The sequence below is a fragment of the Pseudomonas sp. GW822-FHT03F08 genome (genome assembly GCF_058801265.1).
The window spans coordinates 152,792-174,932 of the sequence record NZ_JBXANC010000009.1 but is presented as its reverse complement, the minus strand read 5'-3'; the positions used below and the strand labels follow the sequence as shown (position 1 = coordinate 174,932).

Annotated in this window: 21 protein-coding genes; 7 read left to right on the top strand and 14 right to left on the bottom strand. The window is 62.0% G+C overall.

Annotation, left to right across the window (positions count from 1 at the left end; genetic code table 11):
- Positions 1 to 142 precede the first annotated feature (142 nt).
- Positions 143 to 577 (bottom strand): DoxX family protein, encoded by a 435-nt coding sequence (locus AC1RME_RS22760; RefSeq protein WP_096821059.1) that lies wholly within the window; start codon positions 575 to 577, stop codon positions 143 to 145.
- A 107-nt stretch (positions 578 to 684) separates the two neighbouring features.
- Positions 685 to 2,106 (bottom strand): MltF family protein, encoded by a 1,422-nt coding sequence (locus AC1RME_RS22755; RefSeq protein ID WP_096821058.1) that lies wholly within the window; start codon positions 2,104 to 2,106, stop codon positions 685 to 687.
- Between the two features lie 236 nt (positions 2,107 to 2,342).
- Between AC1RME_RS22755 and AC1RME_RS22750 the strand changes: the two genes are divergently transcribed.
- The 3 genes from AC1RME_RS22750 to AC1RME_RS22740 all read left to right on the top strand — a co-directional run bounded on the left by AC1RME_RS22750 (position 2,343) and on the right by AC1RME_RS22740 (position 5,235).
- Positions 2,343 to 3,149: a TatD family hydrolase gene (locus tag AC1RME_RS22750; protein WP_096821057.1), complete on the top strand. Its 807-nt coding sequence runs from the start codon at positions 2,343 to 2,345 to the stop codon at positions 3,147 to 3,149.
- A gap of 122 nt (positions 3,150 to 3,271) precedes the next feature.
- Positions 3,272 to 4,750, top strand: coding sequence for a methyl-accepting chemotaxis protein (locus tag AC1RME_RS22745; protein WP_096821056.1), 1,479 nt, complete (start codon positions 3,272 to 3,274; stop codon positions 4,748 to 4,750).
- Between the two features lie 119 nt (positions 4,751 to 4,869).
- Positions 4,870 to 5,235, top strand: a complete 366-nt coding sequence (locus AC1RME_RS22740; protein ID WP_085730565.1) for an Mpo1-like protein — start codon at positions 4,870 to 4,872, stop codon at positions 5,233 to 5,235.
- A 1-nt stretch (position 5,236) separates the two neighbouring features.
- Here the strand turns inward: AC1RME_RS22740 and AC1RME_RS22735 are convergent, their stop codons facing one another.
- The 3 genes from AC1RME_RS22735 to AC1RME_RS22725 all read right to left on the bottom strand — a co-directional run bounded on the left by AC1RME_RS22735 (position 5,237) and on the right by AC1RME_RS22725 (position 7,275).
- Positions 5,237 to 6,031: an acyl-CoA thioesterase gene (locus tag AC1RME_RS22735; protein WP_096821055.1), complete on the bottom strand. Its 795-nt coding sequence runs from the start codon at positions 6,029 to 6,031 to the stop codon at positions 5,237 to 5,239.
- 120 nt (positions 6,032 to 6,151) lie between these two features.
- Positions 6,152 to 6,919: a CHAD domain-containing protein gene (locus AC1RME_RS22730; protein ID WP_096821054.1), complete on the bottom strand. Its 768-nt coding sequence runs from the start codon at positions 6,917 to 6,919 to the stop codon at positions 6,152 to 6,154.
- Between the two features lie 77 nt (positions 6,920 to 6,996).
- Positions 6,997 to 7,275, bottom strand: coding sequence for a hypothetical protein (locus AC1RME_RS22725; protein WP_096821053.1), 279 nt, complete (start codon positions 7,273 to 7,275; stop codon positions 6,997 to 6,999).
- Positions 7,276 to 7,492: 217 nt separating this feature from the next.
- On the opposite strand from AC1RME_RS22725, the gene AC1RME_RS22720 reads away from it, so the two are divergent.
- The gene (locus AC1RME_RS22720; RefSeq protein WP_096821052.1) at positions 7,493 to 8,530 is read left to right on the top strand and encodes a patatin-like phospholipase family protein; all 1,038 of its coding nucleotides are present in this window, start codon (positions 7,493 to 7,495) and stop codon (positions 8,528 to 8,530) included.
- Here AC1RME_RS22720 and AC1RME_RS22715 read toward each other — a convergent pair.
- The 6 genes from AC1RME_RS22715 to kdpF are packed head-to-tail and all read right to left on the bottom strand — an operon-like array spanning position 8,527 to position 16,426.
- Positions 8,527 to 9,225, bottom strand: coding sequence for a response regulator (locus AC1RME_RS22715; protein WP_096821051.1), 699 nt, complete (start codon positions 9,223 to 9,225; stop codon positions 8,527 to 8,529). The genes AC1RME_RS22720 and AC1RME_RS22715 overlap by 4 nt on opposite strands.
- A 48-nt stretch (positions 9,226 to 9,273) precedes the next feature.
- Positions 9,274 to 11,925, bottom strand: coding sequence for a DUF4118 domain-containing protein (locus AC1RME_RS22710; RefSeq protein WP_096821050.1), 2,652 nt, complete (start codon positions 11,923 to 11,925; stop codon positions 9,274 to 9,276).
- A gap of 28 nt (positions 11,926 to 11,953) precedes the next feature.
- Positions 11,954 to 12,499, bottom strand: a complete 546-nt coding sequence (kdpC, locus tag AC1RME_RS22705) for a potassium-transporting ATPase subunit KdpC (protein ID WP_096821049.1) — start codon at positions 12,497 to 12,499, stop codon at positions 11,954 to 11,956.
- A gap of 57 nt (positions 12,500 to 12,556) precedes the next feature.
- Positions 12,557 to 14,623, bottom strand: a complete 2,067-nt coding sequence (kdpB, locus tag AC1RME_RS22700; RefSeq protein WP_096821048.1) for a potassium-transporting ATPase subunit KdpB — start codon at positions 14,621 to 14,623, stop codon at positions 12,557 to 12,559.
- A 10-nt stretch (positions 14,624 to 14,633) separates the two neighbouring features.
- Complete coding sequence (gene kdpA / locus AC1RME_RS22695) at positions 14,634 to 16,328, bottom strand: potassium-transporting ATPase subunit KdpA (protein WP_096821047.1); 1,695 nt, start codon at positions 16,326 to 16,328, stop codon at positions 14,634 to 14,636.
- Positions 16,329 to 16,336: 8 nt separating this feature from the next.
- Complete coding sequence (gene kdpF / locus AC1RME_RS22690) at positions 16,337 to 16,426, bottom strand: K(+)-transporting ATPase subunit F (RefSeq protein ID WP_007899818.1); 90 nt, start codon at positions 16,424 to 16,426, stop codon at positions 16,337 to 16,339.
- 303 nt (positions 16,427 to 16,729) lie between these two features.
- Between kdpF and eat the strand changes: the two genes are divergently transcribed.
- Both eat and AC1RME_RS22680 read left to right on the top strand, forming a co-directional pair.
- Positions 16,730 to 18,094 carry an ethanolamine permease gene (gene eat, locus AC1RME_RS22685; protein ID WP_096821046.1) on the top strand — a complete coding sequence of 455 codons (1,365 nt, stop codon included), beginning with the start codon at positions 16,730 to 16,732 and terminating at the stop codon, positions 18,092 to 18,094.
- 130 nt (positions 18,095 to 18,224) lie between these two features.
- The gene (locus tag AC1RME_RS22680; protein WP_096821045.1) at positions 18,225 to 18,392 is read left to right on the top strand and encodes a DUF2897 family protein; all 168 of its coding nucleotides are present in this window, start codon (positions 18,225 to 18,227) and stop codon (positions 18,390 to 18,392) included.
- A 46-nt stretch (positions 18,393 to 18,438) separates the two neighbouring features.
- On the opposite strand, the gene AC1RME_RS22675 is transcribed toward AC1RME_RS22680, so the two are convergent.
- The gene (locus tag AC1RME_RS22675) at positions 18,439 to 19,290 is read right to left on the bottom strand and encodes an urea carboxylase-associated family protein (RefSeq protein WP_493091763.1); all 852 of its coding nucleotides are present in this window, start codon (positions 19,288 to 19,290) and stop codon (positions 18,439 to 18,441) included.
- A gap of 175 nt (positions 19,291 to 19,465) precedes the next feature.
- On the opposite strand from AC1RME_RS22675, the gene AC1RME_RS22670 reads away from it, so the two are divergent.
- Positions 19,466 to 20,023, top strand: coding sequence for a TetR/AcrR family transcriptional regulator (locus AC1RME_RS22670; RefSeq protein ID WP_192558650.1), 558 nt, complete (start codon positions 19,466 to 19,468; stop codon positions 20,021 to 20,023).
- Here the strand turns inward: AC1RME_RS22670 and fabF are convergent.
- A complete protein-coding gene (gene fabF / locus AC1RME_RS22665) occupies positions 20,020 to 21,294 on the bottom strand; it encodes a beta-ketoacyl-ACP synthase II (RefSeq protein WP_493091762.1) in 1,275 nt (424 codons plus the stop codon). The two genes, AC1RME_RS22670 and fabF, sit on opposite strands and share 4 nt — an antisense overlap.
- 32 nt (positions 21,295 to 21,326) lie before the next feature.
- The gene (locus AC1RME_RS22660; RefSeq protein WP_493073105.1) at positions 21,327 to 22,121 is read right to left on the bottom strand and encodes an SDR family NAD(P)-dependent oxidoreductase; all 795 of its coding nucleotides are present in this window, start codon (positions 22,119 to 22,121) and stop codon (positions 21,327 to 21,329) included.
- Positions 22,122 to 22,141: the final 20 nt, after the last annotated feature.

The window sequence follows — 22,141 nt, the reverse complement described above, 5'->3', positions numbered from 1 at the left end:
AATAGTCACCTGGCGCCCCGCAAGTAGCTGTTTAAATCGGCGCATGAGCGGCATCCTAGAGAACGTGACCAGCCAGTGTCAAGAATCAGCCGCAACAAAAAAGGCCCGCACAATGCGGGCCTTTTTGCTTGAACCAGAGCGGTCAACCGGCGATGGCGCGATCCACCGAGAGTTTACCGGCGCCTTCGATCAGCACCGCGAGGCTGCCACCGAGCAGGGCCAGGGCGAACTCGTAACCGTTGTTGGCCATGAACAAACCGTTGTGGATGTGCACCGAGAAAATCGCGACCAGCGACAGGAAGGTCAGCCCCAGTGCCGCCGGGCGAACCAGCAGACCGATGATCAATGCCAGACCGGCGAAGAACTCAGTACCGCCCGCCAGAGTCGCCATCAGGTAACCCGGGGTCAGACCGATACTTTCCATGTATTGCGCAGTGCCGGCCAGGCCGTAGCCACCAAACAGGCCGAAGAGTTTCTGCGAACCGTGGGCGGCGAAGATCACGCCGACGGCAATGCGCAGAATGGTCAGACCGTAGCCAGCGCGGGTGAACAGGACCTTGTTGATCAGAGAGCTCATGTTTCGATTCCTTGTTGTGAGAAGTGCTTGTTGGTTGGCCGCCATATTAATCAGTTAAATTTATGTTAAAAGCGCAAATATTCCGCCATAACAATCAATTTATTAGATCATTTGCGTGAGACAACTTTCTGTCCCCGGGGCTCCAACGACTCCCGCTCCCGGTCGAACGCCAAGTAATACTTGTTCACGCTATTAACATAGCTGACGGCGCCCATGCCCACCTGCTCCATCGCGATGCGCTCGACCTGGAAGAACCATTGGTTCGGGTTCAGCCCACGGCGCCGGGCCTCGGCGCGCATACCCTGCACACGCTCCGGGCCGATGTTGTACGCGGCGAGGGTGAACGCCATGCGCTCGCGCTCGTTGAGCTTGGGACTGTTGAAGAACTTGCGACGGATCATCGCCAGGTACTTGGCTCCGGCCTGCACATTCGCATCGAGATTCTGGATGTTGTTGACGCCGACCCGCTGTGCGGCGGACGGGGTGATCTGCATCAGCCCGGTCGGGCCTCCGCCGCCGCGTGCACTGGGTTGCAGTGCCGATTCCTTGAACGCCAGCGCTGCCAGATTCAGCCAGTCCATGTTCTGCGCTTCGGCATGTTTTTGCAGGGTCGGACGCAGTTTTTCCAGGCGCTGGCGGTCAGCCTTGGCCAATGGATAGTGCACTTGATAGAGGCGGCGGTAGATCCGCAGAAACGCTGCATCTTCGTTCGACGGCGTCTTGTAGCCGGTCAGGAAGCGGTCGATGCTCGCTCGCAGCATCGCGGCATCGCGCCGCACGAACCAGTACTCCTCGCCCGGCTCGCTGATCATCAACTGCCGGTCGAAGCGCAGTTTGGGCAGAATTTTCCCCCAGCGCTCGGCAATCGGTTGCTCGACGATGGTCAGGTGGAAGATCCCGCCCTGGACCATTTCCAGCACGTCCTCGACGGCCAACGTAGGATCGACCCATTCGATCTTGATCGGCGCCAGTTTGTGCAGCGCCAGTTTCTGGTTGAGCTGGCTGACCGCCTCCCCCGCCGCGCTGCCAGTGGGCAGCGCCAGGGTTTTGCCGGCGAGTTGCTCGACCTTGGTGTAGCGCTTCTCACCCTTGATGCCTACCAGCACCAGCGGCACATTGCTGGCGATCGGCTCGCTGCTGGCGACCGCGTGACCCGGTTGCAGATCGAGCAGCTCGCCCGGCGCTACCAGATCGCCTTCGCCACGCTGCAACGCGCCGAGCAATTGATCCTTGGCTTTGGGAATGATCTTGAGGGTGATTTCCTGGCCGTCGCGGGCGTGGCCATTGAGGTACTGCTCGAAGGCGCGCAAACGGTGATATTCGACGCCGATGGTCTGGCCCTGAACTTCGCCGGAGCTGTTGCGGCTCTGGTTGACCAGCACCCGCAGCACGCGGCTGTTGCGGATTTCGGTCAGGTCGCGAACCTTGGTGGCCGGCACGGCTTGCAGCGGCCCGGGCAGGCGCGCGACCGCCGTCATCGGCAGCAGCAACGATCCACACAGCAGTAGCAAAACCGAGGGACGAACCATCCACTCTCCGGAAAGAATACGGGGTGTTTTCACCGCTGAGCGGTCGCAAAACACCGACGAAAACAGAGCGCCTGAAGCGCTGATAAAGTGCGAGAGACTGGCACAGTGATGGCAACTCTGTCACCCCATCCTGTCTCGCGGCCTCAACAGACAGCCATAAGCCGTTGTAGTTCTTGGCTTTTCTTTTAAATCTACCGCTCTGATATGCTTTCCGGCCTTCGGCCCGAGGTAGCACCATGCAACTCATCGATATCGGCGTCAACCTGACCAACCCCAGTTTCGCCGACAAACACCAGGCCGTGCTCGACCGCGCCTACGCTGCCGGGGTCTGCCAACTGGTGCTCACCGGCACCAGCGTCGAGGGCAGCGAACAGGCGCTGGAACTGTGCCAGCAACTGGATCCGGACGGGCAGCGACTGTTCGCCACCGCCGGTATTCACCCGCATTCGGCCAGTGACTGGAACGCCGACAGCGCACGGCGTCTGCGCAGTCTGCTGAAGGAATCGAACGTGGTGGCCGTGGGTGAATGCGGACTGGATTTCAACCGTGATTTCTCGCCGCGCCCGCAGCAGGAAAAAGTCCTCGAAGAACATCTGGCCCTGGCCGTGGAACTGCAATTGCCGGTGTTCCTCCATGAGCGCGATGCGAGCCAGCGCCTGCTGGAAATCCTCCGTGATTTTCGTGATCAGTTGCCTGCCGCCGTGGTGCATTGCTTCACTGGCGAGCAGAAAGCGCTGTTCAGTTACCTCGACCTCGACCTGCACATCGGCATCACCGGCTGGATCTGTGACGAGCGTCGCGGCACCCATTTGCATCCGTTGGTGAAAGAGATCAAGCGGGGTCGGTTGATGCTGGAAAGCGATGCGCCTTACCTGTTGCCGCGCACACTACGGCCAAAACCGAAGAACGGACGAAACGAGCCGGCGTATCTGACCGCAGTGTTGCGTGAAGTGGCGCTGCATCGAGGTGAAAGCGAGGAAGACCTCGCGGCCCACACCACCGCCTGCGCCCGGGCGTTCTACGGCTTACCTGCCCTGCCCTGAAACACTTCTACAAGCCCAGACGAATGCATCACTTGTTGATGCACATCAAGATCCGGACACCTGCGTAGCGGCACAATAATGGCACCTTGCCAAAACTGTTTCCGCTATCAGAGAAGACCTCCATGGGTGCCTGGCTTAGCAATATCTCGCTTAAATACAAATTCTGGGCGGTCAATGCGGTCGCCTTCGTCACCACCCTGTTGCTGGTCTTGTACGCGGTGCAGCTCGAACAGCAGGCCCGCAGCCATGCCGCTCAGGCCTCGGCGCAGGCACAAGCGCAATTGCTCAAGGCCTGGCCCGCAGGTCAGGCACTGCCCAAGAGCGATCAGGTGCTGACCTTCAAACGCGGTGAAGCGCCGCGCCTAAACGATCAACCGCTGCTGGAAATCACCGACAGCAACGGCTGGGTCGACATCAGCCACTTGCCTCTGTTCGGCGAAAACCCGTTGCTCGGCGCCGAGGTGTTTAGCCGCGCCGATGGCCAGGTCGCCGTCATTGCTTTCGCACCAAGCCTGAGCCAGGTATTCAGTGAGCGCTTCGCCAACTATGCGGTGGCAGTGTTCATTTTGATGTTGGCGATGCTCGGCGCTTCACAGTTGCTTATCCGCTTCCTGCTCAGCCAGCTCAACACGCTCAAAGACGTGATGCTGCACGTTGAAAAAACCGGCGATCTTTCGGCCCGGGTGCCGTTGGCCTGCAAGGACGAAGTCGGTCAGATGGCCAATGCCTTCAACGCGATGCAGGCCGGCTATCAGCGGGTGGTCACCACCGTGGCCAACACCGCGCGGCAACTGGACGTCGGCGCCGCACGGCTCGCATCGAGCATGAACGAGGTGCGTCACGGCATGCTCGGCCAGCAGAGTGAAACCGATCAGGCCGCCACGGCCATCAACGAAATGACCGCCACCGTCTACCACATCGCCCAGCACGCCGGCGCCACTCGCGACCTGTCGCAGACCGCCGATGGTCTCGCCGGCAGCGGTCAGCAAGTGGTGACCCGCGTTCAGCATTCGATTGCCGGCCTGTCCAGCGGCGTGCAGCAGACCGCCGAAATGATCCAGCGTCTGGCCGAGGACAGCCAGAAGATCAACGGCGTGGTCAGCGTGATCCACAGCATCGCCGAACAGACCAATCTGCTGGCCCTCAATGCCGCCATCGAAGCGGCCCGCGCCGGGGAAATGGGCCGCGGGTTTGCGGTGGTGGCCGATGAGGTGCGCAACCTCGCCAAGCGCGTGCAGACCTCCACCGATGAAATCACCACCATGGTGTCGGCGCTGCAGGCCGGCACTCGCGATGCGGTGGACTTCATGCAGGAGAGTTCCTACAAGGCCGACGACTGCGTGCAACAGGCCCAGGAAGCCGGTGAAGCGCTGGCGGAGATCACCGGGGCGGTGGCGCAAATGCGCGAGAGCAACACGCAGATTGCGGTAGCGGCGGAACAGCAAAGCCAAGTGGCCGAAGAGATGAACCGCGCCGTAGTGAGCATTCGTGATGTGACCGAGAACACGGTGCAACAGACCGTGGATTCGGCGACCACCAGTAACGAGCTGGCGACGCTGGCCGGTGAGCTGAACAAGGCGATCGGTCAGTTGAAGCTCTAGGGACAACATCAAGAATGGCCATTGTCCCTATCACTGCAATAGCCAACCTTGATTCGCCGCCCTGCCCGCCCGGGCCTATTCTTCAACCATGAATCGAACATGGATTGAGGAGCAACAACATGGGCAAACGTCACCCCAACCTTCCCGCGTGGCAATGGCGCGCGTACCCGGCCAATCATCAGCACCCGACCAATCTGGTGTTGCACCTGATCGCCGTGCCGCTGTTCATCGTTGCGTTTCTGTTGATCGTCTCGGGCGTGTTCAGCCTGAGTCTGGCGAGCGTGGCGATTGGCGTGATCGGGATCGTCGCGGCGCTGGGTCTGCAGCGCCACGGCCACAGCCTGGAGGCGCAAGCCTCCGAGCCGTTCAGTGATCGCAAGGACGCGGTATCGCGCCTGTTGGTCGAACAGTTCCTGACCTTCCCGCGGTTCTTTCTCAGTGGCGGCTGGTATCGCGCCTGGCGTGAACGTCACCGCCGTCATTGACTCAGGCGAAGATTGTCACCGTTTGCCGGCTCATGGCGATCAGCTCACCCTGGGCGCTCCACAGCTTGGCAGCAACGTGGCCGTAGCCGTCGGCGGCATACTCGATGTCCGCCAGATATTGGCACCAGTCCAGCGTGCTCAAGTCGTGTAATGGCTGAACGAATTCGATGGTCCAGGTCAGCGTGCTGCCCGGTGCCGGTTTTTTCAGGTACGGCAACAGCGCGGGCGGCCAGGCATCGACCAGCGCCAGCAGATGCGCCTCGTTGACCGGTTCTTCCTTCACATCCCCACGCAAGCGCACCCAACCGCCCATCAGCCGCGACTGATTACCAGTGAACGGCATACCGCCGACACTCCAGCGCATCGCCAGATGGCGCATGAACTCCGGGGTCACACCTTTGATGTACGGCAACTCCTGGCAGTCGTCCCAATGCTTCATCTCGGGCGCCGGATAGGCTTCAACCGCCACTTCCGACGGGCGTGAAGCACCGAAGCTGCCTTGCACCATCGTCACCACCTGGCCGTTCTGCACGGCGCGTCCCAGCACTTGAATGACCGCTTTGCCTTCGCGCAGTACCTCGACCTCGAAGCTCACCGGCACCTCGGGCTCGACCGGGCCGACAAAACTGATGGCCAGCGAACGCACCGGCCGATCGGCTGGCACCCGAGTGCGCATCACTTCAAATTGCAGCGCGGCAACCAATCCGCCAAAACTGGCCCGGCCCTGGCCCCACTCGGCCGGAATGGTGACCTCCGGTTGACGGCGGACAGCATCGATCAGATCGCAGAAGCGCATGGGAACCTCGGACACGAAAAAGAGAATGACCGGATCTTAACCAGCGCGGCAGAGCGGCGCAGCGTCCATTCCGGTCAAAGAGACTGACAGATAAGACAGCGCACCGAGCTGAAGAGGGTTTCAGGACTTGAAGCAGGCTGCGCTGAGTTTCTCCAGCACCCGGTCCGCCTTGCTTTCGGCCTTGATCATGGTTGCCTGCCAGGTGGCGACGCAGGGTTGCAGATCCGCCTCCTGTTCGGCCTTCGCCAGCCATTGCCAGCAATCGTGCCAGTCACCCAGCGCGCCCTGTGCGGACTTCAGACGCTCCAACGCGGGTTTCGGCAGGCGATCGAGCTCGGGGTAGGCCTCGATGCCGTAACGCACACGCTTGATCAGCAGGCGCAGGCGATGACGGTCGTGGGCCGGATCGTGCAGCGCCACGTCGAGGTTCTTCCATTGTTTGCCCAGGCGTTTTTCGATGCGTTTGTCCAGGTCATTGAGCAATCCCTGACGCTGGGACGCCCGCAGGAAACGCGGAAACGCGTCGAGGATCATCAGCAGCGAAGCCACTTCCGCACTGGCCGCCAATGCCGGATAAGCCTCGTCCATCTGCGCCATGCGCCGCTGCGCGGCCTCAGGTTGACCATGTTCGAGCAGGTACGCCGCCAGCACCTCGCGGTCGCGCCATGGCGTGGTCAGTTGCCCGACGCCAGCCGCCGCGACTTCCAGTTGCTCGACACCGGGCAAGCCGCGCAACGGCCGCAACAGGCTGCGCAAGCGGCGCACGGTGGTTCGCAGATCATGCAGCGCCTCAGGGTCGGTTCGAGCGGTCAAACGTGCCTGACAGGCCAGCAGCCTGACTTCCAGGCTCAGGACATGAGCCACCAACCGGTCAACCAACGCAGACATTACTTGCTCCTGAATTCAATGACGCTGCATGAGTGTGCACCTGCGCAAGGCACCTGCACTTGCGCTACGTCAGCAGCTTAGCGCCCGGCACGGGATTCGCGAATGTAGAAACGCGCCTTCTCGGCTTTTCTGCTGCAACCCTCGAATCCCTCGAATTGCTGCTGAGTCTTGGCCGCTGTCAGCAACGACAGGGCTTTGGAGTAGCTGACCGTGCCGGCGAAACCCTCGGCCTTGGCCAGATCCAGTTCATGCCACGCCGCGTCGAGCTGGCTGCCGCAGCTGTCGCGGTAGGCGGTCTTGCCGGCGCAACCGGCCAATGCCAAGGCAATCAAGGGCACACAGATCCAGGCTTTCATCACTTACACCTCAAAGATAGGTCAACAGTCGTGCAGTTAAGACGGTTCGGCGGCGAAAAAGTGCCTTGTGCCCCGCGAATCCACCGCACGACGAAAGATAACGCCAGCGGGTCATGAAGTATCGAAATAACGACGCCACTGCCACCCCGAGCGACCGTGACGATTGTAGCCCGGCCCTCGATGGGTGCATTGTGGAAACCTGTCGGGAGGAAGTCTGATGAAAAAGCGTGTCGCACTGGTGCTGGGCTCCGGTGGCGCCCGGGGCTATGCCCATATCGGGGTCATCGAAGAGATTGAACGGCGTGGTTACGACATCGCCTGTATTGCCGGTTGTTCGATGGGCGCCGTGGTCGGCGGGATCTATGCCGCCGGCAAACTCGACGAGTACCGCAACTGGATCGAAAGCCTGGATTATCTCGATGTGCTGCGTCTGGTGGACGTGAGTTTCCGACTCGGCGCGATCCGTGGCGAAAAGGTCTTCGGCCAGATCCGCAAGATCGTCGGCGAGATCAACATCGAAGACCTGCGCATCCCCTACACGGCGGTGGCCGCCGACCTCACCAATCAACAGGAAATCTGGTTTCAGGAAGGTTGCCTGCATCAGGCGATGCGTGCCTCGGCGGCGATTCCCAGCCTGTTCACGCCAGTCATGCAAGGCAACCGGATGCTGGTGGACGGCGGGATTCTCAACCCGCTGCCGATCGTGCCGGTGGTGTCGAGCCACTGCGATCTGATCATCGCGGTCAATCTCAACTCGACCAACCAGCGTCATTACAAATTACCGGTGATACAGCGTCCCGCGGCGTTTCGCACACGCTTCGACAGCCTGATCAGTTCGCTGGGATCGAAGATGCCGTTCCGCCGCAAACAGGCCGAGCAATTGCTGTTGCTGGAACAGGAAGCACTGCGCGCCGAAGCGGCGGAAATCAATCCGTGGGTCGAAGGCGCGGAGCCTGAAACCCAGCAACCGGCCGCCGCCCCCGAACGCGACGGCGCCCCGAAATCCGCCACCGGTTCGTTCATCATCGATAACGTCGGGCCGGCGTCATTGCTGGACTTGATCAACCAGAGTTTCGAGGTGATGCAGACCTCGCTGGCGCAGTACAAGATCGCCGGGTATCCGCCGGACATCCTGATCAACGTGCCGAAGCGGGTGTGCCGGTTCTTCGAGTTCTACAAGGCGCCGGAATTGATCGCGCTGGGTCGCGAGATTGCCAGGGATACGCTGGATCGCTACGAGAGTGAACAGAACTAAAGGCTGTTCTCGTTCAACAACCGATAACCAACGCCGGCCTCGGTCACGATAAACCGGGGCCGGGTGGGATCGTCCGCGAGTTTCTGCCGCAGATGCCCGACCACGATCCGCAGATAGTGACTGTCCTCGGTGTGGGTCGGGCCCCAGATGTCCTTGAGCAATTGCTGCTGGGTGATCACCCGTCCCGGGTGCCGCGCCAGTTGCGCCAGCACGGCGTATTCCTTGCGGGTCAGGGCGATTTCGACGCCGTCGAGCAGCACCCGGCGATAGGCCAGGTCCACCGTCAGCGGGCCAAACACCAACGCTGCTTGCTGCGCTTCTCCGGCCGGCGCCTGGCGCAACAACGCGCGGACCCGGGCGAGAAACTCCTGAATACCGAACGGTTTGGTCACGTAGTCATTGGCGCCGCCATCCAGCGCCTGGACCTTTTGCCCCTCACTGGCACGCACCGAGAGCACCAGCACCGGCGCCGTAGCCCACTCGCGAAACTCGCGCAAAACTTGTTGGCCGTCCATGTCCGGCAGGCCGAGGTCGAGCACCAACAGGTCAGGTTTGTTCAGCGCAGCCTGAGCCAGGCCTTCGGCACCGGTGCCGGCCTCCAGCACTTTGTAGCCTTGGGAAACGAGGCTGATGCGCAGGAACTTGCGGATCTGCGGTTCATCATCGATGACCAAAATGGTCGCGGTCTGAGTCATGAGTTCACATCAACACAAAAGAGTGGCAAGAGAGTAGCGCAGCGCGGATCAGGCTTCACCGTCCATCCCCGGTTGCGCCTGCAAAGGCAGGTGCAGGGTGATGCAGGTGCCGTGTCCGTCGATACCGTCGCCGACACTGATCCGCCCGCCATGGGCGCCGACCATGCCCTGACAGATCGCCAGCCCCAGGCCGGTTCCCTGCCCGCCTCGATCCCCCCGGGCGGCGGTGTAGAACATGTCGAAAATCTTCGCTCGTTCATCGACCGGAATCCCCGGCCCTTCATCGCTGACCGAGAAAAACACTTCGCTGTCATCCGCCCCGGCACGCAATTGCAGACGGCCGTGGGACGGCGAAAACCGCGCGGCGTTTTCCAGCACGTTGACCAGCGCCTGTTCGATCAACGCGGCATGGACGAACAGCAGCGGCAACTCGGCCGGCACATCCGTGCTCACTTGCAACGATGACAGCACCGCCCGCAGACGATTGAGCGCGCTGCCGACGATATCCGCTGGCGACACCCAGTCCCGCGCCAGTTTCAGGGCACCGTGACCGAGGCGAGTCATGTCCAGCAGGTTCTGAATGTAACGGTCGAGACGCTCGGCTTCATCGCGAGTGCCTTCGAGCAACTCGCGGCGATCCTCCAGCGGGATCGCTTCGCCGAGGGCCAGCAGGCTGTCGATACTGCCGCGCATCGACGTCAGCGGCGTGCGCAGATCGTGTGACACCGAGGCCAGCAAGGCACTGCGCAATTGTTCGGTTTCGCCGTGCAGACGCGCGGCTTCCAGGTCATCGGCCAGTTGCGCCCGGGCCAATGCCTGGGCCAACGGCTGGCTCAGCGCGGTCAACAAGCGGCGGCGTTGCCCGCTCAAGGTCTGGCCTTCTTTGGCACACACACCGAGCAGCGCCAGCGGCCCGTCCTCCACCGACAGCGGCCACCACCACCAACGCCCGAATGGCAGCGTGCCGGTGCCCATGCCCGCCGGTTGATCGTGTTGCCAGGCCCAGTCGGCGGCGGCGCGTTCCGCTTCGGTGAATTGCAACGGCCCGCCGGTCTCGACTTTCCAGCCGCCCTGGCCATCGCGATTGAGCAGGCACAATTGCAGATCGCTCCAGCCATTGAGGTGCTGGGCGGCGGCGCTGACCACGGCCTGACGATCGGTGGCGGCAGTGAGTTTGCGCGACAGGTCGAGCAGCTCGGTGGTCTCTTCCTGGGTGTCACGCAACGCCTGCAATTGCCGACGCTGACGCGCCGCCAGGTTACCGGTGAGCGCCGCCATCAGCAGGAAGAACAGCAAGGTCAGTACGTCTTCTTCGCGCTGGATAGCGAAGGAAAAATTCGGCGGGATGAACAGAAAGTCATAGGTCAGAAACGACAGTGCCGCACAGGCCAGCGACGGCCCAAGGCTGCTGCGCACCGCCACCAGCAATACTGCGGCGAGGAACACCAGCGAGATGTTCGGCAACGGCAATACGCTGGACACCGCCCACGCCAGCGCACTGGCCAACACCGTGGCCACCAGCGCCAGTGCGTAGTCGAACCACACCAGAGCCGGCGCCGTCCGCAGGCGTGCCGAATGTTGTTTGTGATCGCTGTCCAGCACGTTGATTTCCAGACCGTGGGACTGACGCAACAAACGCGCCGCCAGACCACCGCCAAACAAACGCCGACGCAGGCTCGGCCGCGACTGGCCGACCAGCACCAGACTTGCCCGGCGCTCGGTGGCGTGCTGGATCAAGGTCTTCGCCACTTCGCCGGCCCGCAACAACACCACTTCGCCGCCAAGCCGCTCGGCCAGTTGCTGGGCGCTTTGCAGGCGCAGGCGTGTTTGTTCATCGCGCACGCTGCCGTTATCGACGTGCACCAGACTCCACGGCAAATGCCGACGCTGGGCGACCCGACTGGCATGACGCACCAGCCGTTCGGCATCGGCATTGCCGTCGACCCCGACCAGCAAACGCCCGCGCACCGCCGGCGCAGCCTGACCGAGCTGGCGATAGCCTTGGGCGAGATCGTTATCGACCTGCGCCGCAGCCGTCTGCATCGCCAGTTCACGCAGCGCGGTGAGGTTGGTCTGGGTGAAAAACGCATCGATCGCGGCCCGTGCCTGCTCCGGCACATAGACCTTGCCCTCGCGCAAGCGCTCGAGCAGCTCCCGAGGCGGCAGGTCGATCAGCAGCAGTTCGTAGGCTTCCTGCAGCACCCAGTCCGGCAGGGTTTCGCGCACCTGCACACCGGTGATGCCGCGCACCTGATCGTTAAGGCTTTCCAGGTGCTGGACGTTGACCGTGGTGTAGACGTCGATGCCGGCGGCGAGCAATTCCTGAATGTCCTGCCAGCGTTTGGCGTGACGGCTGCCGGGGGCGTTGCTGTGGGCCAGTTCATCGACCAGCACCAGTTTCGGTTTTGCTGCGAGCAGGCCGTCGAGGTCCATTTCCTCCAGCGTCACGCCACGGTATTCCGAACGCACAAGCGGCAGTTGCGGCAAGCCGCCGAGCAGCGCTTCGGTTTCGGCGCGGCCGTGGGTTTCGACCACGCCGGCGATGACTTTCACGCCCTGACGCAACTGGCTGTGAGCCGCCTGCAACATCGCGTAGGTCTTGCCCACGCCCGGCGCGGCGCCGAGAAAAACCTTGAGCCGGCCACGGCCGTCGCGGGGCAGGTCTGCTAACAGCGCATCGGCGCGGCCGGAGTCACTCATGCTTGAAGGTCTCTTCCTGATTGATTCATTACAGCTTTTCCAGCGCCATGTTCAGCGCCAGCACATTCACCACCGGCGGGCCCACCAGCGGCTGTTCGATGTGTGCGTCCAGCAACTGCTGCAGGGTCGCCACCGGCACATTGCGCGCTGCCGCAACACGCGCCAGTTGATAGGCAATCGCGGCCGGTGGCAAGTGCGGATCGAGACCGCTGCCGGACGTGGTCAACAGCGCCAATGGCACCGGGCCCTGACCGGGCACCTGCAACTTGTTGGCGTCATCGATCACCCGGGTGGCCAACGCCGGATTGCTCGGCGCCAGGTTACTCGCGCTGCTCGAAACGGTGGCAAAGGCACCGGCCGAAGGACGTGGATGGAACCAGGCATCGCCGACAAAATCCTGAGCGATCAGTGATGAGCCGCGTACCTTGCCTTCGGCGTCGTGCACCAGACTGCCGTTGGCCTGCTCGGGGAACGCGACCTGCGCAACGCCAGTCACCACCAGTGGATAGGCAACGCCGGTGACCAGGGTCATCAGCACCAGCAGGCTCAGGGCCGGACGGATCATTGTGGACATTTCAGACTCCTCGAATTCGTGCTTGAAGCGGTGTGCCCGGCACACCGCTGTTCAGGTTCAAACCAGATGCAACGCCGTCAACAGCATGTCGATCGCCTTGATCCCCACGAACGGCACGAGAATCCCGCCCAGGCCATAGATCAGCAGGTTGCGGCGCAGCAGCGCCGCCGCACTCGCCGCCTGCACCCGCACGCCACGCAGGGCCAGCGGGATCAGCACGACGATGATCAGGGCGTTAAAGACGATGGCCGACAGGATCGCGCTCTGCGGACTGCTCAGGTGCATGATGTTCAGCACGCCCAGTTGCGGGTAGATCGCAGCGAACAGCGCCGGCAGGATCGCGAAGTACTTGGCCACGTCGTTGGCGATGGAAAAGGTCGTCAGCGCACCACGGGTCACCAGCAATTCCTTGCCGATCTGCACCACGTCCAGCAGCTTGGTCGGATCGCTGTCGAGGTCGACCATGTTGGCCGCTTCGCGTGCCGCCTGGGTGCCGTCGTTCATCGCCATGCCAACGTCAGCCTGGGCCAGCGCCGGGGCATCGTTGGCGCCGTCGCCGCACATCGCGACCAGGCGACCGTCGTTCTGCTCGTGACGGATGCGCGCCAGTTTTTTCTCCGGTGTCGCTTCGGCCAGCACGTCGTCGACGCCTGCTTCAGCGGCAATCGCGGCAGCGGTCAGCGGGTTGTCGCCGGTGACCATCACCGTGCGAATCCCCAGTTTGCGCAGCTCGGCGAAACGCTCGCGGATACCTGGCTTGACCACGTCTTTCAGATGAATCGCACCGAGCAGTTTGCCGTCGGCGCAGACCAGCAACGGCGTGCCACCGCTCTGGGCGATCTTGTCGATTTCACGGGACAGGCTCGGGGCCAGATCCGAACGTTGTTGACCGATGAACCCCAGCAACGAATCCACTGCACCTTTGCGGAATACGCGGCCCTGATAGTCGACACCGGACAAGCGGGTTTCTGCGCTGAACGGCACCGCAGTCAACACCTCCAGCGCAGGTTCCGCTTGCGGATGCAGGCCACGCAGGTACTCGACGATGGACTTGCCTTCGGCGGTTTCATCGGCAAGCGAAGCAAACAGCGCGCCTTCGGCCAACTCGCGGCCGCTTACGCCGGGAGCCGCATACACCGCGCTGCAACGACGGTTGCCGAAGGTGATGGTGCCGGTCTTGTCCAGCAGCAACACGTGCACGTCGCCCGCCGCTTCCACTGCACGACCAGACTTGGCAATCACGTTCAGGCGTACCAGACGATCCATCCCGGCGATACCGATCGCCGACAGCAGACCGCCGATGGTGGTCGGAATCAGCGTGACCAACAGCGCCACCAGGAACACCAGCGGCAGGCTGCCATTGGCGAAGTGGGCGAACGGTTGCAGGGTCACGACCACCAGCAGGAAGATCAGGGTCAGGCCGATCAGCAGGATGTCCAGCGCCACTTCGTTCGGGGTCTTCTGGCGTTTGGCGCCTTCAACCAGCGCGATCATGCGATCCAGAGTCGACTCACCAGGGTTGGCGGTGATTTTCACCATCAGCCAGTCAGACACCAGACGCGTGTTGCCGGTGACGGCGGAACGGTCGCCACCGGACTCGCGGATCACTGGCGCCGATTCACCGGTAATCGCGGCTTCGTTGACCGCCGCGATGCCTTCGATGACCTCGCCGTCACCGGGGATCATTTCCCCGGCCTCGACGCGCACCACATCGCCCTTGCGCAGGCTGGCGGCCGGCACTACCTGGAAGCTGCCGTTGGCCAGTTTGCGACGGGCGCTCAGGCCTTCGCTGCCAGCCTTGAGGCTATCGGCGCGGGCCTTGCCACGACCTTCGGCCAGCGCTTCGGCGAAGTTGGCGAACAGCACGGTGAACCACAGCCACAGGGCAATTTGCGCCGCGACGAAGGTCGGCACGACGTTGTCCGGAATGAAGCACAACACGGTAGTGAAGATCGCCGTCAGTTCGACCACCAGCATCACTGGCGAGCGCACCAGTTGGCGCGGGTCGAGCTTGACGAACGCTTGCACCAGCGCCGGACGCCACAGGGCGCTGATCGCGGTTTTGGGCGCTTCTGCCGACTTGGCAGCTACCGCAGGTTTTGAAGCTGGAACATGCATATTCATGATGGATTCCTTAGAAGCCCATGCTCAGGTGTTCGGCAATCGGGCCGAGCGCCAGGGTCGGCAAGAAGGTCAGGCCGCCCACCAGCAAAATGGTCACGGTCAACAGGGTCACGAACAGCGGGCCGTGGGTCGGGAAGCTGTTCTGGCCGATCGGTGCGGTTTTCTTCATCGCCAGGCTGCCGGCCAGGGCCAGTACCGGGAGGATGTAACCGAAGCGACCGATCAACATGCCCAGACCCAGCATCAGGTTATGGAACGGTGTGTTGGCACTCAGGCCACCGAACGCCGAACCGTTGTTGGCGCTGGCCGAGGTGTAGGCGTACAGCAACTGGCTGAAACCATGGGGGCCAGGGTTGCTGATGGTCGCCGCCGGGCCAGGCAGTGCAGCGGCAATCGCGCCCAGCACCAGCACGCCGACCGGCATCACCAGCAAGGTCACGACCAGCAGTTGCACTTCGCGGGCCTGGAGTTTCTTGCCGAGGTATTCCGGGGTGCGGCCGATCATCAGGCCGGCGAGGAATACTGCGATCAGCACGTTCAGCAACATGCCGTAGAGCCCGGCACCGACGCCGCCGAAGATCACCTCGCCGACCATCATGTTGACCAGCGCGACCATGCCGCTAAGCGGGTTGAGGCTGTCATGCATGCCGTTGACCGATCCGTTCGAGGCCGCGGTGGTGGTCACCGACCACAGCACGGTGGCGGTGGTGCCGAAGCGCGATTCCTTGCCTTCCAGCGGCGCGGTCTGTTCGACGGCCACGTTGTTCAGCGCAGGGTTCGGCTGATACTCGGCCCACAGCGAAGTGGCGCCGCCGATCAGGAACAGCGCGAGCATGCAACCGATGATGGCGCGGCTCTGACGCAGGTCCTTGACGTAGTGGCCGAAAGTGAACACCAGCGCCACCGGGATCAGGATGATCGAGGTGACTTCAAACAGGTTGCTCCACGCGGTCGGGTTTTCGAACGGATGCGCCGAGTTGACCCCGAAGAAACCACCGCCGTTGGTGCCCAGTTGCTTGATTGCAATCTGGCTGGCTGCGGGGCCCAGCGGGATCACTTGATCGACGCCTTGCATCGTCACCGCATTCACATATTGCGCGAAGGTCTGTGGCACGCCCTGCCACACCAGGTACAGCGCCAGCAGCAGGCACAGCGGCAGCAGGCCGTAGAGGGTGGCGCGGGTCATGTCGGCCCAGAAGTTGCCCAGGGTCTTGGTCGATTTGCGACCGATGCCACGGCACAGCGCAACCAATACCGCGAGGCCAGTGGCGGCGCTGACGAAGTTCTGCACGGTGAGACCGACCATCTGGCTCAGGTAGCTGAGGGTCGCTTCGCCGCTGTAGGACTGCCAGTTGGTGTTGGTCATGAAACTGACGGCGGTGTTGAACGCTTGCGTCCACTCCTGGCCCGGCAGGTTTTGCGGGTTCAGCGGCAGGTGATCCTGGAACAACAGGATCGCGAACAGCAGCAGGAAACCCGCGAGGTTGAACGCCAGCAGCGCCAGCGTGTACTTCTGCCAGCTCTGTTCGTCCTGCGGATTGACCCCGGCCACGCGATAACAGCCGCGCTCGACCGGGCCGAGAATCGGCGTCAGCCAAGTGCGCTGACCTTCCATTACCTTGTAGTAGAAGCGCCCGAGGAACGGCGCCGGCAGCAACACCAACGCGAAAAACGCGAGGATCTGCCAATAGTCATAACTGTGCATAGCCGCTCCTAGTTCCGGTCCGCGCGCAACAGCGCAACCAACAGATAAATGAACAGCCCCACTGCCAGCAGCAGGGACACCCCGTCCAGAACGCTCATGGAAGATCTCCGTGTTACGGCGTATTGCCGCGTGTGGAGGCATTGTCGGAAAGGAGGCTGTAAAGGAACGAGACCGAGGGTGCGTGCGGGGCATAAAGAAAGCGTAAAGAGTGAGTTTATGCCTTCTTTACGACGGTATCCGGTGGGCGGTGCACCTGACTGGCGCACAGAAATGTGCGCTATCGAGTGGCGAACATCCCCGATACGACAGCTTTCAACGCATTACGACCCGCCAATACAAAATGGCACGCCCACTGCACACGCCCTCCCCCGAGCTTTCCAAACCGTTCAGGGAGCAAAGGCATGAACACACAACTCAAACCCACGCTGGGCACGTTGCATCTGTGGGGTATCGCGGTGGGGCTGGTGATTTCCGGGGAGTACTTCGGCTGGAGTTACGGCTGGGGCGTCGCGGGGACACTCGGCTTTCTGGTGACGTCATTCATGGTCGCGACCATGTACACCTGCTTCATTTTCAGCTTCACCGAACTCACAACGGCGATTCCTCACGCGGGCGGGCCGTTCGCCTACAGTCGCCGGGCGTTCGGTGAAAAAGGCGGATTGATCGCAGGCCTGGCGACGCTGATCGAATTCGTCTTCGCCCCGCCGGCGATTGCGTTGGCAATCGGTGCCTATCTGAACGTGCAGTTTCCGGCCCTCGATCCGAAACACGCGGCGGTCGGCGCGTACATCGTCTTCATGGGGCTGAACATCCTCGGTGTGAAACTGGCAGCGACCTTCGAGTTGATCGTCTGCGTGCTGGCCGTCGCCGAGTTGCTGGTGTTCATGGGCGTGGTTGCACCGGCCTTCAGCTTCAGCAACTTCGCGCTCAATGGCTGGGCCGGCTCGGACATGTTCGGAGCACCGGCAATTGCCGGGATGTTCGCGGCGATTCCGTTTGCGATCTGGTTCTTTCTTGCCATCGAAGGCGCGGCCATGGCCGCCGAAGAAGCCAAGGATCCGAAACGCACGATTCCCAAGGCCTACATCAGCGGCATCCTGACATTGGTGCTGCTGGCGATGGGCGTGATGTTCTTTGCCGGCGGCGTCGGCGACTGGCGCACCCTGTCGAACATCAACGATCCGTTGCCGCAGGCGATGAAAGCAGTGGTCGGCGACAATTCCGGCTGGTTGCACATGCTGGTGTGGATCGGCCTGTTCGGGCTGGTGGCGAGTTTCCACGGGATCATTCTTGGTTACTCGCGGCAGTTCTTCGCCCTCGCCCGCGCCGGTTACCTGCCTGCCTCGCTGGCGAAGCTGTCGCGTTTCCAGACGCCGCACCGGGCGATCATCGCCGGCGGAATCATCGGCATTGCCGCCATTTACAGCGACGGTCTGATCAACCTCGGCGGCATGACCCTCACCGCCGCAATGATCACCATGGCCGTGTTCGGCGCCATCGTGATGTACATCATGAGCATGCTCAGTCTGTTCAAGCTGCGCAAAACCGAACCGAATCTGGAGCGGACTTTCCGTGCGCCGTGCTACCCGCTGATCCCGTTCATCGCGCTGGTGCTGGCGGTGGTGTGCCTGGTGGCGATGGCCTGGTTCAACGCACTGATCGGACTGATCTTCCTCGGTTTCATGGCGGTCGGATTCGGCTATTTCCTGCTCACTGGCCAGTTGCGCGCGAACGCGCCGGCCGATGCGATGCTGACCGGTCAATAGAAGCTGTGCGGGTGTACCGGGCATAACCGGCCTAGAATGGAACCACTGCGATTTTCCATCGCTCAAACGTGGTAAGCAGCATCGCCCGGCGAAATCCTCGCCCGGCGACCTGCCATTAAGGAGAGCCGCTATGCCCTGGTATGCCTGGTTGATTCTGGTCGTTGCAATCGGCTCGATCGTGGGGGGTCTGATGATGCTGCGCGACACCGCCAACAAGGTCGAACTGACCGAAGAACAACGTCAACGCGTTGCTGAGCGCAATGCCGAAGCGGACGTCAAGGACGCGCAGGACCGCTGAACGAAAAACCCCGCCTGAATCGGCGGGGTTTGTTTTTCTATTGCGGTTACTTTTCCCAGTCAGCCTTGGCAATGTGCAAGCCATGCAGGCCTTTGTACGCCGCACGTTCTGGCTGGCTCCAGCCTTCGAGCAGCGAATCCTCCAGGCGATAGATTTCCACACCCAGCGGACGGCACACACTCAGCGGATCCTGCGCATCCGGCCCCCACATCGCCAGCGACAGATCACCGCCAGGACAGGTCGATAACGCACACAGCAAGTCGATTTCCGCAAAGAACTCCAGATAGTCACCCTTCTGCGCCGGACAGGCTTTCATGAAGTACAGGTCATCGTGGTTAAGGCCCGTGCACTGGAAGATATTGAGCACGTCATGCACGTCGAACTCGGTCAGACCGTGCGGTAGCACGGCGCGGGTCAGGTTGGAGTGGCAGTGATGATGAAAGTCTTCGCCGGTGAGCATTTTGTTCACATAGGGATCGCAGCGCGTACCGAGCAAATCGTGCAGGCGCCCGCCGTGCTCGTCGATGCCGTAACCGGCCAGGCTGTCATCGGTGATGGTGACCATTGGCCGCAGAAAAGGCAGGTTCGACCAGAGGCGATCGTGGGTGCTGACATGCGCGCCCTGCAGTTGCCGGGTCCGGGCCGCCCACATCCGTTCGCGCGGATCGTGGGCATTCCACACATTGAAGTCGCCCACCTGCGGCCCCACCGGTGTGGTGACACGAAACACATGCCCCGCCGGAACATGCCAGGCGCGGCCGGTGCGGATCGGCACTTCGAATTGCTCGATCAGGGTCCGCGCCCCCTTCTGGTCGCGAATCCGCTCGTAAAACGGCGCATTGACCTGCAAGGCCGAGCCTTTACTGACTTGATAGGCGGCCGGATAGTCTTTGTACATGGTTCTCCTGCTCCTTCGGTGATGGCAACTTTGTGAGCTGCAACCACTATCCGTGCCAACCGTTGATGGCTGTTACGAACATGTTGGATTCATCGGCAGGCTTTTTAGAAGTAGAAGTACAGTCACCATTCAATTCTCATTGGTTAAGATGGTGCTCTTGTTGCGGAGAGTTTAAATGCGTTACTCGCAAGATCATAAAGCCCAGACCCATCAGCGCATCATCAAGGAAGCGTCCGAACGGTTTCGCAAGGACGGCATCGGCGCGACCGGACTGCAACCGTTGATGAAAGCGCTGGGCCTGACCCACGGCGGCTTTTATTCGCATTTCAAATCCAAGGACGACCTGGTCGAAAAAGCCCTGCAAGCCGCCGGCGATCAGGTCGCAGGCTTGTGCGAGGAACTGTTCGCCCAGGAAAAACCGCTGGAAGCCTTCATCGATACGTACCTGTCCGAGTGGCACCAGACCTCGCCTCATGAAGGCTGCCCGCTGCTGACCATTTCTTCGGAACTGGGATTGCGCGGCCAACCGAGCCCGACCAGCGACGCCGTGCTGAAAGCGCGTCTGGATCAGATCCAGAACACCCTCGAAGGCGAGGACGCGGCCGCACGCAGCATCGTCATCATGGCCACACTGGCGGGCGCGCTCCTGCTCTCACGCAGCGTCGCGGATGCCGGATTGGCGCAACAGATCCTCGACGTCACCCGCGAACACCTCAAGCGCTCCGAAGACTAATCCCGCCAACGCTTGAACAACACGCTCGCATTGACCCCACCGAATCCGAACCCGTTGGACAGCGCGTACTCGATCGGCATCGACCGCGCCTGACCGTGGACAATGTCCACGCCTTCGCTGGCCGGATCGGGATTGTCCAGGTTGAGGGTCGGCGGAACGACCTGGTCGCGGATAGCCAGCAGCGTGAAGATCGCCTCAAGGCCGCCGGCAGCACCCAGCAAATGCCCGGTGGCGGACTTGGTCGAGGTCACGGCGATTTTGTTCTGCGTTCCAAACACCGACTTGATTGCAGCCAGTTCACCCAGGTCGCCAACCGGCGTCGAGGTCGCATGTGCATTCAGATGCTGCACCTGGTCCGGCGCGATACCGGCCTGAGCCAGCGCCAACGTCATGGCTCGTCGAGCTCCGCTGCCGTCTTCCGGCCCGGCGGTCAGATGATAGGCGTCGGCGCTGGTGCCGTAGCCGACCAGTTCGGCCAGTGGCCTGGCACCGCGTGCCAATGCGTGATCCAGCGATTCGATCACCAGCAGCCCTGCGCCTTCACCCATCACAAAACCGTCCCGGCCACTGTCGAACGGCCGCGAGGCTCGTTCGGGCGTTTCGTTGTAGCCGCTGGACAACGCCCGCGCCGCTGCAAAACCGGCAAGGCTGACTCGATCGATAGACGCTTCTGCACCGCCGCACACCGCAATATCGGCCTCACCGGCGCGAATCAGCCGAGCGGCGTCACCGATCGCCTGGACACCCGCGGCACACGCGGTGACCGGTGCGCCAATCGGACCTTTGAGCCCGTGCTGAATCGAGACATGGCCTGCCGCGAGGTTGACCAGAAACGACGGAATGGTGAACGGTGACAAACGCCGTGGCCCACGGCTGTCGGTGGTACGCACGGCATCGGCAATCGCACCGAAGCCACCGACACCCGAACCGATGATGGTGGCCGTGCGTTCCTGAGCATTGGCGTCCGAAGGTTGCCATCCAGCTTGCTCCAGCGCCTGACGGGCAGCCTCCATGGCGAACAGAATGAAACGGTCCATCTTCTTCTGTTCTTTGGGCGGCGTCGCCCGATCCGGATCGAAACCGGCTTCGGCGTCCTCTTCCATCGTCGGCACCACACCACCGACCCGGGCCGGCAGATCGGCAACCACCGCTTCCGGCAACTGGCGCAAGCCCGAGCGCCCGGCAAGCAGACGCTGCCAGACGACGTCGACACCACTGCCCAAGGGCGATACCAGGCCCATACCCGTGACAACTATTCGACGCTGATCCATATCGGGTTGACCTCTCACGACTCTAAAGTTTTTTACTTGTAACGGCTGGCCGCCGAACTGTGGGACAGGTTGGGCGCCATCACATGACGTGCGGCAACGAAGGCTTGCCACTCTGCGGCATCGGGCAGCGAAGGAATGGTGACGAGCTCACCCTGATCCAGCCCCGACAGCGCAGCATCCACCATCTCGCCCGCCTCCATGACCATCTCCGCCGGAATACCGCTGGCATCAAAACCGGAACGCTCCCAGATTTCAGTGCGGGTCACACCCGGCAATACCGCTTGTACCTTGACGCCCGTGCCTTCGAGTTCCGTATTGAGCGATTGAGTAAGGCTCAACACGTAGGCCTTGCTGGCACTGTAGGTGGCATTGAAACGTTCGGGGAACAAGGCGACCACTGACGCGATATTGATGATCGTGCCATGCCCGGCCTTGGTAAACGCAGCGGCTGCGGCGGCTGCCAATCGGGTCAGTGCGGTGACGTTCAATTGAATCAGTTGTTCCAGCACCTCGGGATCGGCATTGGCCAGCAATCCATTGACCGCCACCCCTGCATTGTTCACCAGCAGGCTGATGCTGGAATCGCTGCGCAGGCGCTGCTCAAGCTTGAGCACTTCCTCCTTTTGCGTCAGATCGGCCTTCAACACTTCGACCTGGACACCGTAATCCCCCCGCAGCTTGCCAGCCGCAGACTCCAGGCGTTCCTGATCGCGAGCCACCAGCAACAGATCAAAACCACGTGCCGCCAACCGCTCGGCATACACCGCACCAATGCCGGAAGAAGCGCCAGTGACAAGCGCCGTACCTTGGGATTTCGGGGAATTCATGACGATACTCCTGGAATGCG

What these genes read in the sequence shown, in the direction of transcription:
- AC1RME_RS22670 (WP_192558650.1), top strand. Translation starts at nt 19,466, where the DNA reads ATGCGTTACTCGCAAGATCATAAAGCCCAGACCCATCAGCGCATCATC.
- AC1RME_RS22710 (WP_096821050.1), bottom strand. Translation starts at nt 11,925, where the DNA reads ATGAGTGACTCCGGCCGCGCCGATGCGCTGTTAGCAGACCTGCCCCGC.
- AC1RME_RS22660 (WP_493073105.1), bottom strand. Translation starts at nt 22,121, where the DNA reads ATGAATTCCCCGAAATCCCAAGGTACGGCGCTTGTCACTGGCGCTTCT.
- AC1RME_RS22680 (WP_096821045.1), top strand. Translation starts at nt 18,225, where the DNA reads ATGCCCTGGTATGCCTGGTTGATTCTGGTCGTTGCAATCGGCTCGATC.
- AC1RME_RS22745 (WP_096821056.1), top strand. Translation starts at nt 3,272, where the DNA reads ATGGGTGCCTGGCTTAGCAATATCTCGCTTAAATACAAATTCTGGGCG.
- fabF (WP_493091762.1), bottom strand. Translation starts at nt 21,294, where the DNA reads ATGGATCAGCGTCGAATAGTTGTCACGGGTATGGGCCTGGTATCGCCC.
- kdpB (WP_096821048.1), bottom strand. Translation starts at nt 14,623, where the DNA reads ATGAATATGCATGTTCCAGCTTCAAAACCTGCGGTAGCTGCCAAGTCG.
- AC1RME_RS22755 (WP_096821058.1), bottom strand. Translation starts at nt 2,106, where the DNA reads ATGGTTCGTCCCTCGGTTTTGCTACTGCTGTGTGGATCGTTGCTGCTG.
- AC1RME_RS22740 (WP_085730565.1), top strand. Translation starts at nt 4,870, where the DNA reads ATGGGCAAACGTCACCCCAACCTTCCCGCGTGGCAATGGCGCGCGTAC.
- AC1RME_RS22675 (WP_493091763.1), bottom strand. Translation starts at nt 19,290, where the DNA reads ATGTACAAAGACTATCCGGCCGCCTATCAAGTCAGTAAAGGCTCGGCC.
- AC1RME_RS22750 (WP_096821057.1), top strand. Translation starts at nt 2,343, where the DNA reads ATGCAACTCATCGATATCGGCGTCAACCTGACCAACCCCAGTTTCGCC.
- kdpF (WP_007899818.1), bottom strand. Translation starts at nt 16,426, where the DNA reads ATGAGCGTTCTGGACGGGGTGTCCCTGCTGCTGGCAGTGGGGCTGTTC.
- AC1RME_RS22730 (WP_096821054.1), bottom strand. Translation starts at nt 6,919, where the DNA reads ATGTCTGCGTTGGTTGACCGGTTGGTGGCTCATGTCCTGAGCCTGGAA.
- AC1RME_RS22735 (WP_096821055.1), bottom strand. Translation starts at nt 6,031, where the DNA reads ATGCGCTTCTGCGATCTGATCGATGCTGTCCGCCGTCAACCGGAGGTC.
- eat (WP_096821046.1), top strand. Translation starts at nt 16,730, where the DNA reads ATGAACACACAACTCAAACCCACGCTGGGCACGTTGCATCTGTGGGGT.
- kdpA (WP_096821047.1), bottom strand. Translation starts at nt 16,328, where the DNA reads ATGCACAGTTATGACTATTGGCAGATCCTCGCGTTTTTCGCGTTGGTG.
- AC1RME_RS22725 (WP_096821053.1), bottom strand. Translation starts at nt 7,275, where the DNA reads ATGAAAGCCTGGATCTGTGTGCCCTTGATTGCCTTGGCATTGGCCGGT.
- AC1RME_RS22760 (WP_096821059.1), bottom strand. Translation starts at nt 577, where the DNA reads ATGAGCTCTCTGATCAACAAGGTCCTGTTCACCCGCGCTGGCTACGGT.
- AC1RME_RS22720 (WP_096821052.1), top strand. Translation starts at nt 7,493, where the DNA reads ATGAAAAAGCGTGTCGCACTGGTGCTGGGCTCCGGTGGCGCCCGGGGC.
- AC1RME_RS22715 (WP_096821051.1), bottom strand. Translation starts at nt 9,225, where the DNA reads ATGACTCAGACCGCGACCATTTTGGTCATCGATGATGAACCGCAGATC.
- kdpC (WP_096821049.1), bottom strand. Translation starts at nt 12,499, where the DNA reads ATGTCCACAATGATCCGTCCGGCCCTGAGCCTGCTGGTGCTGATGACC.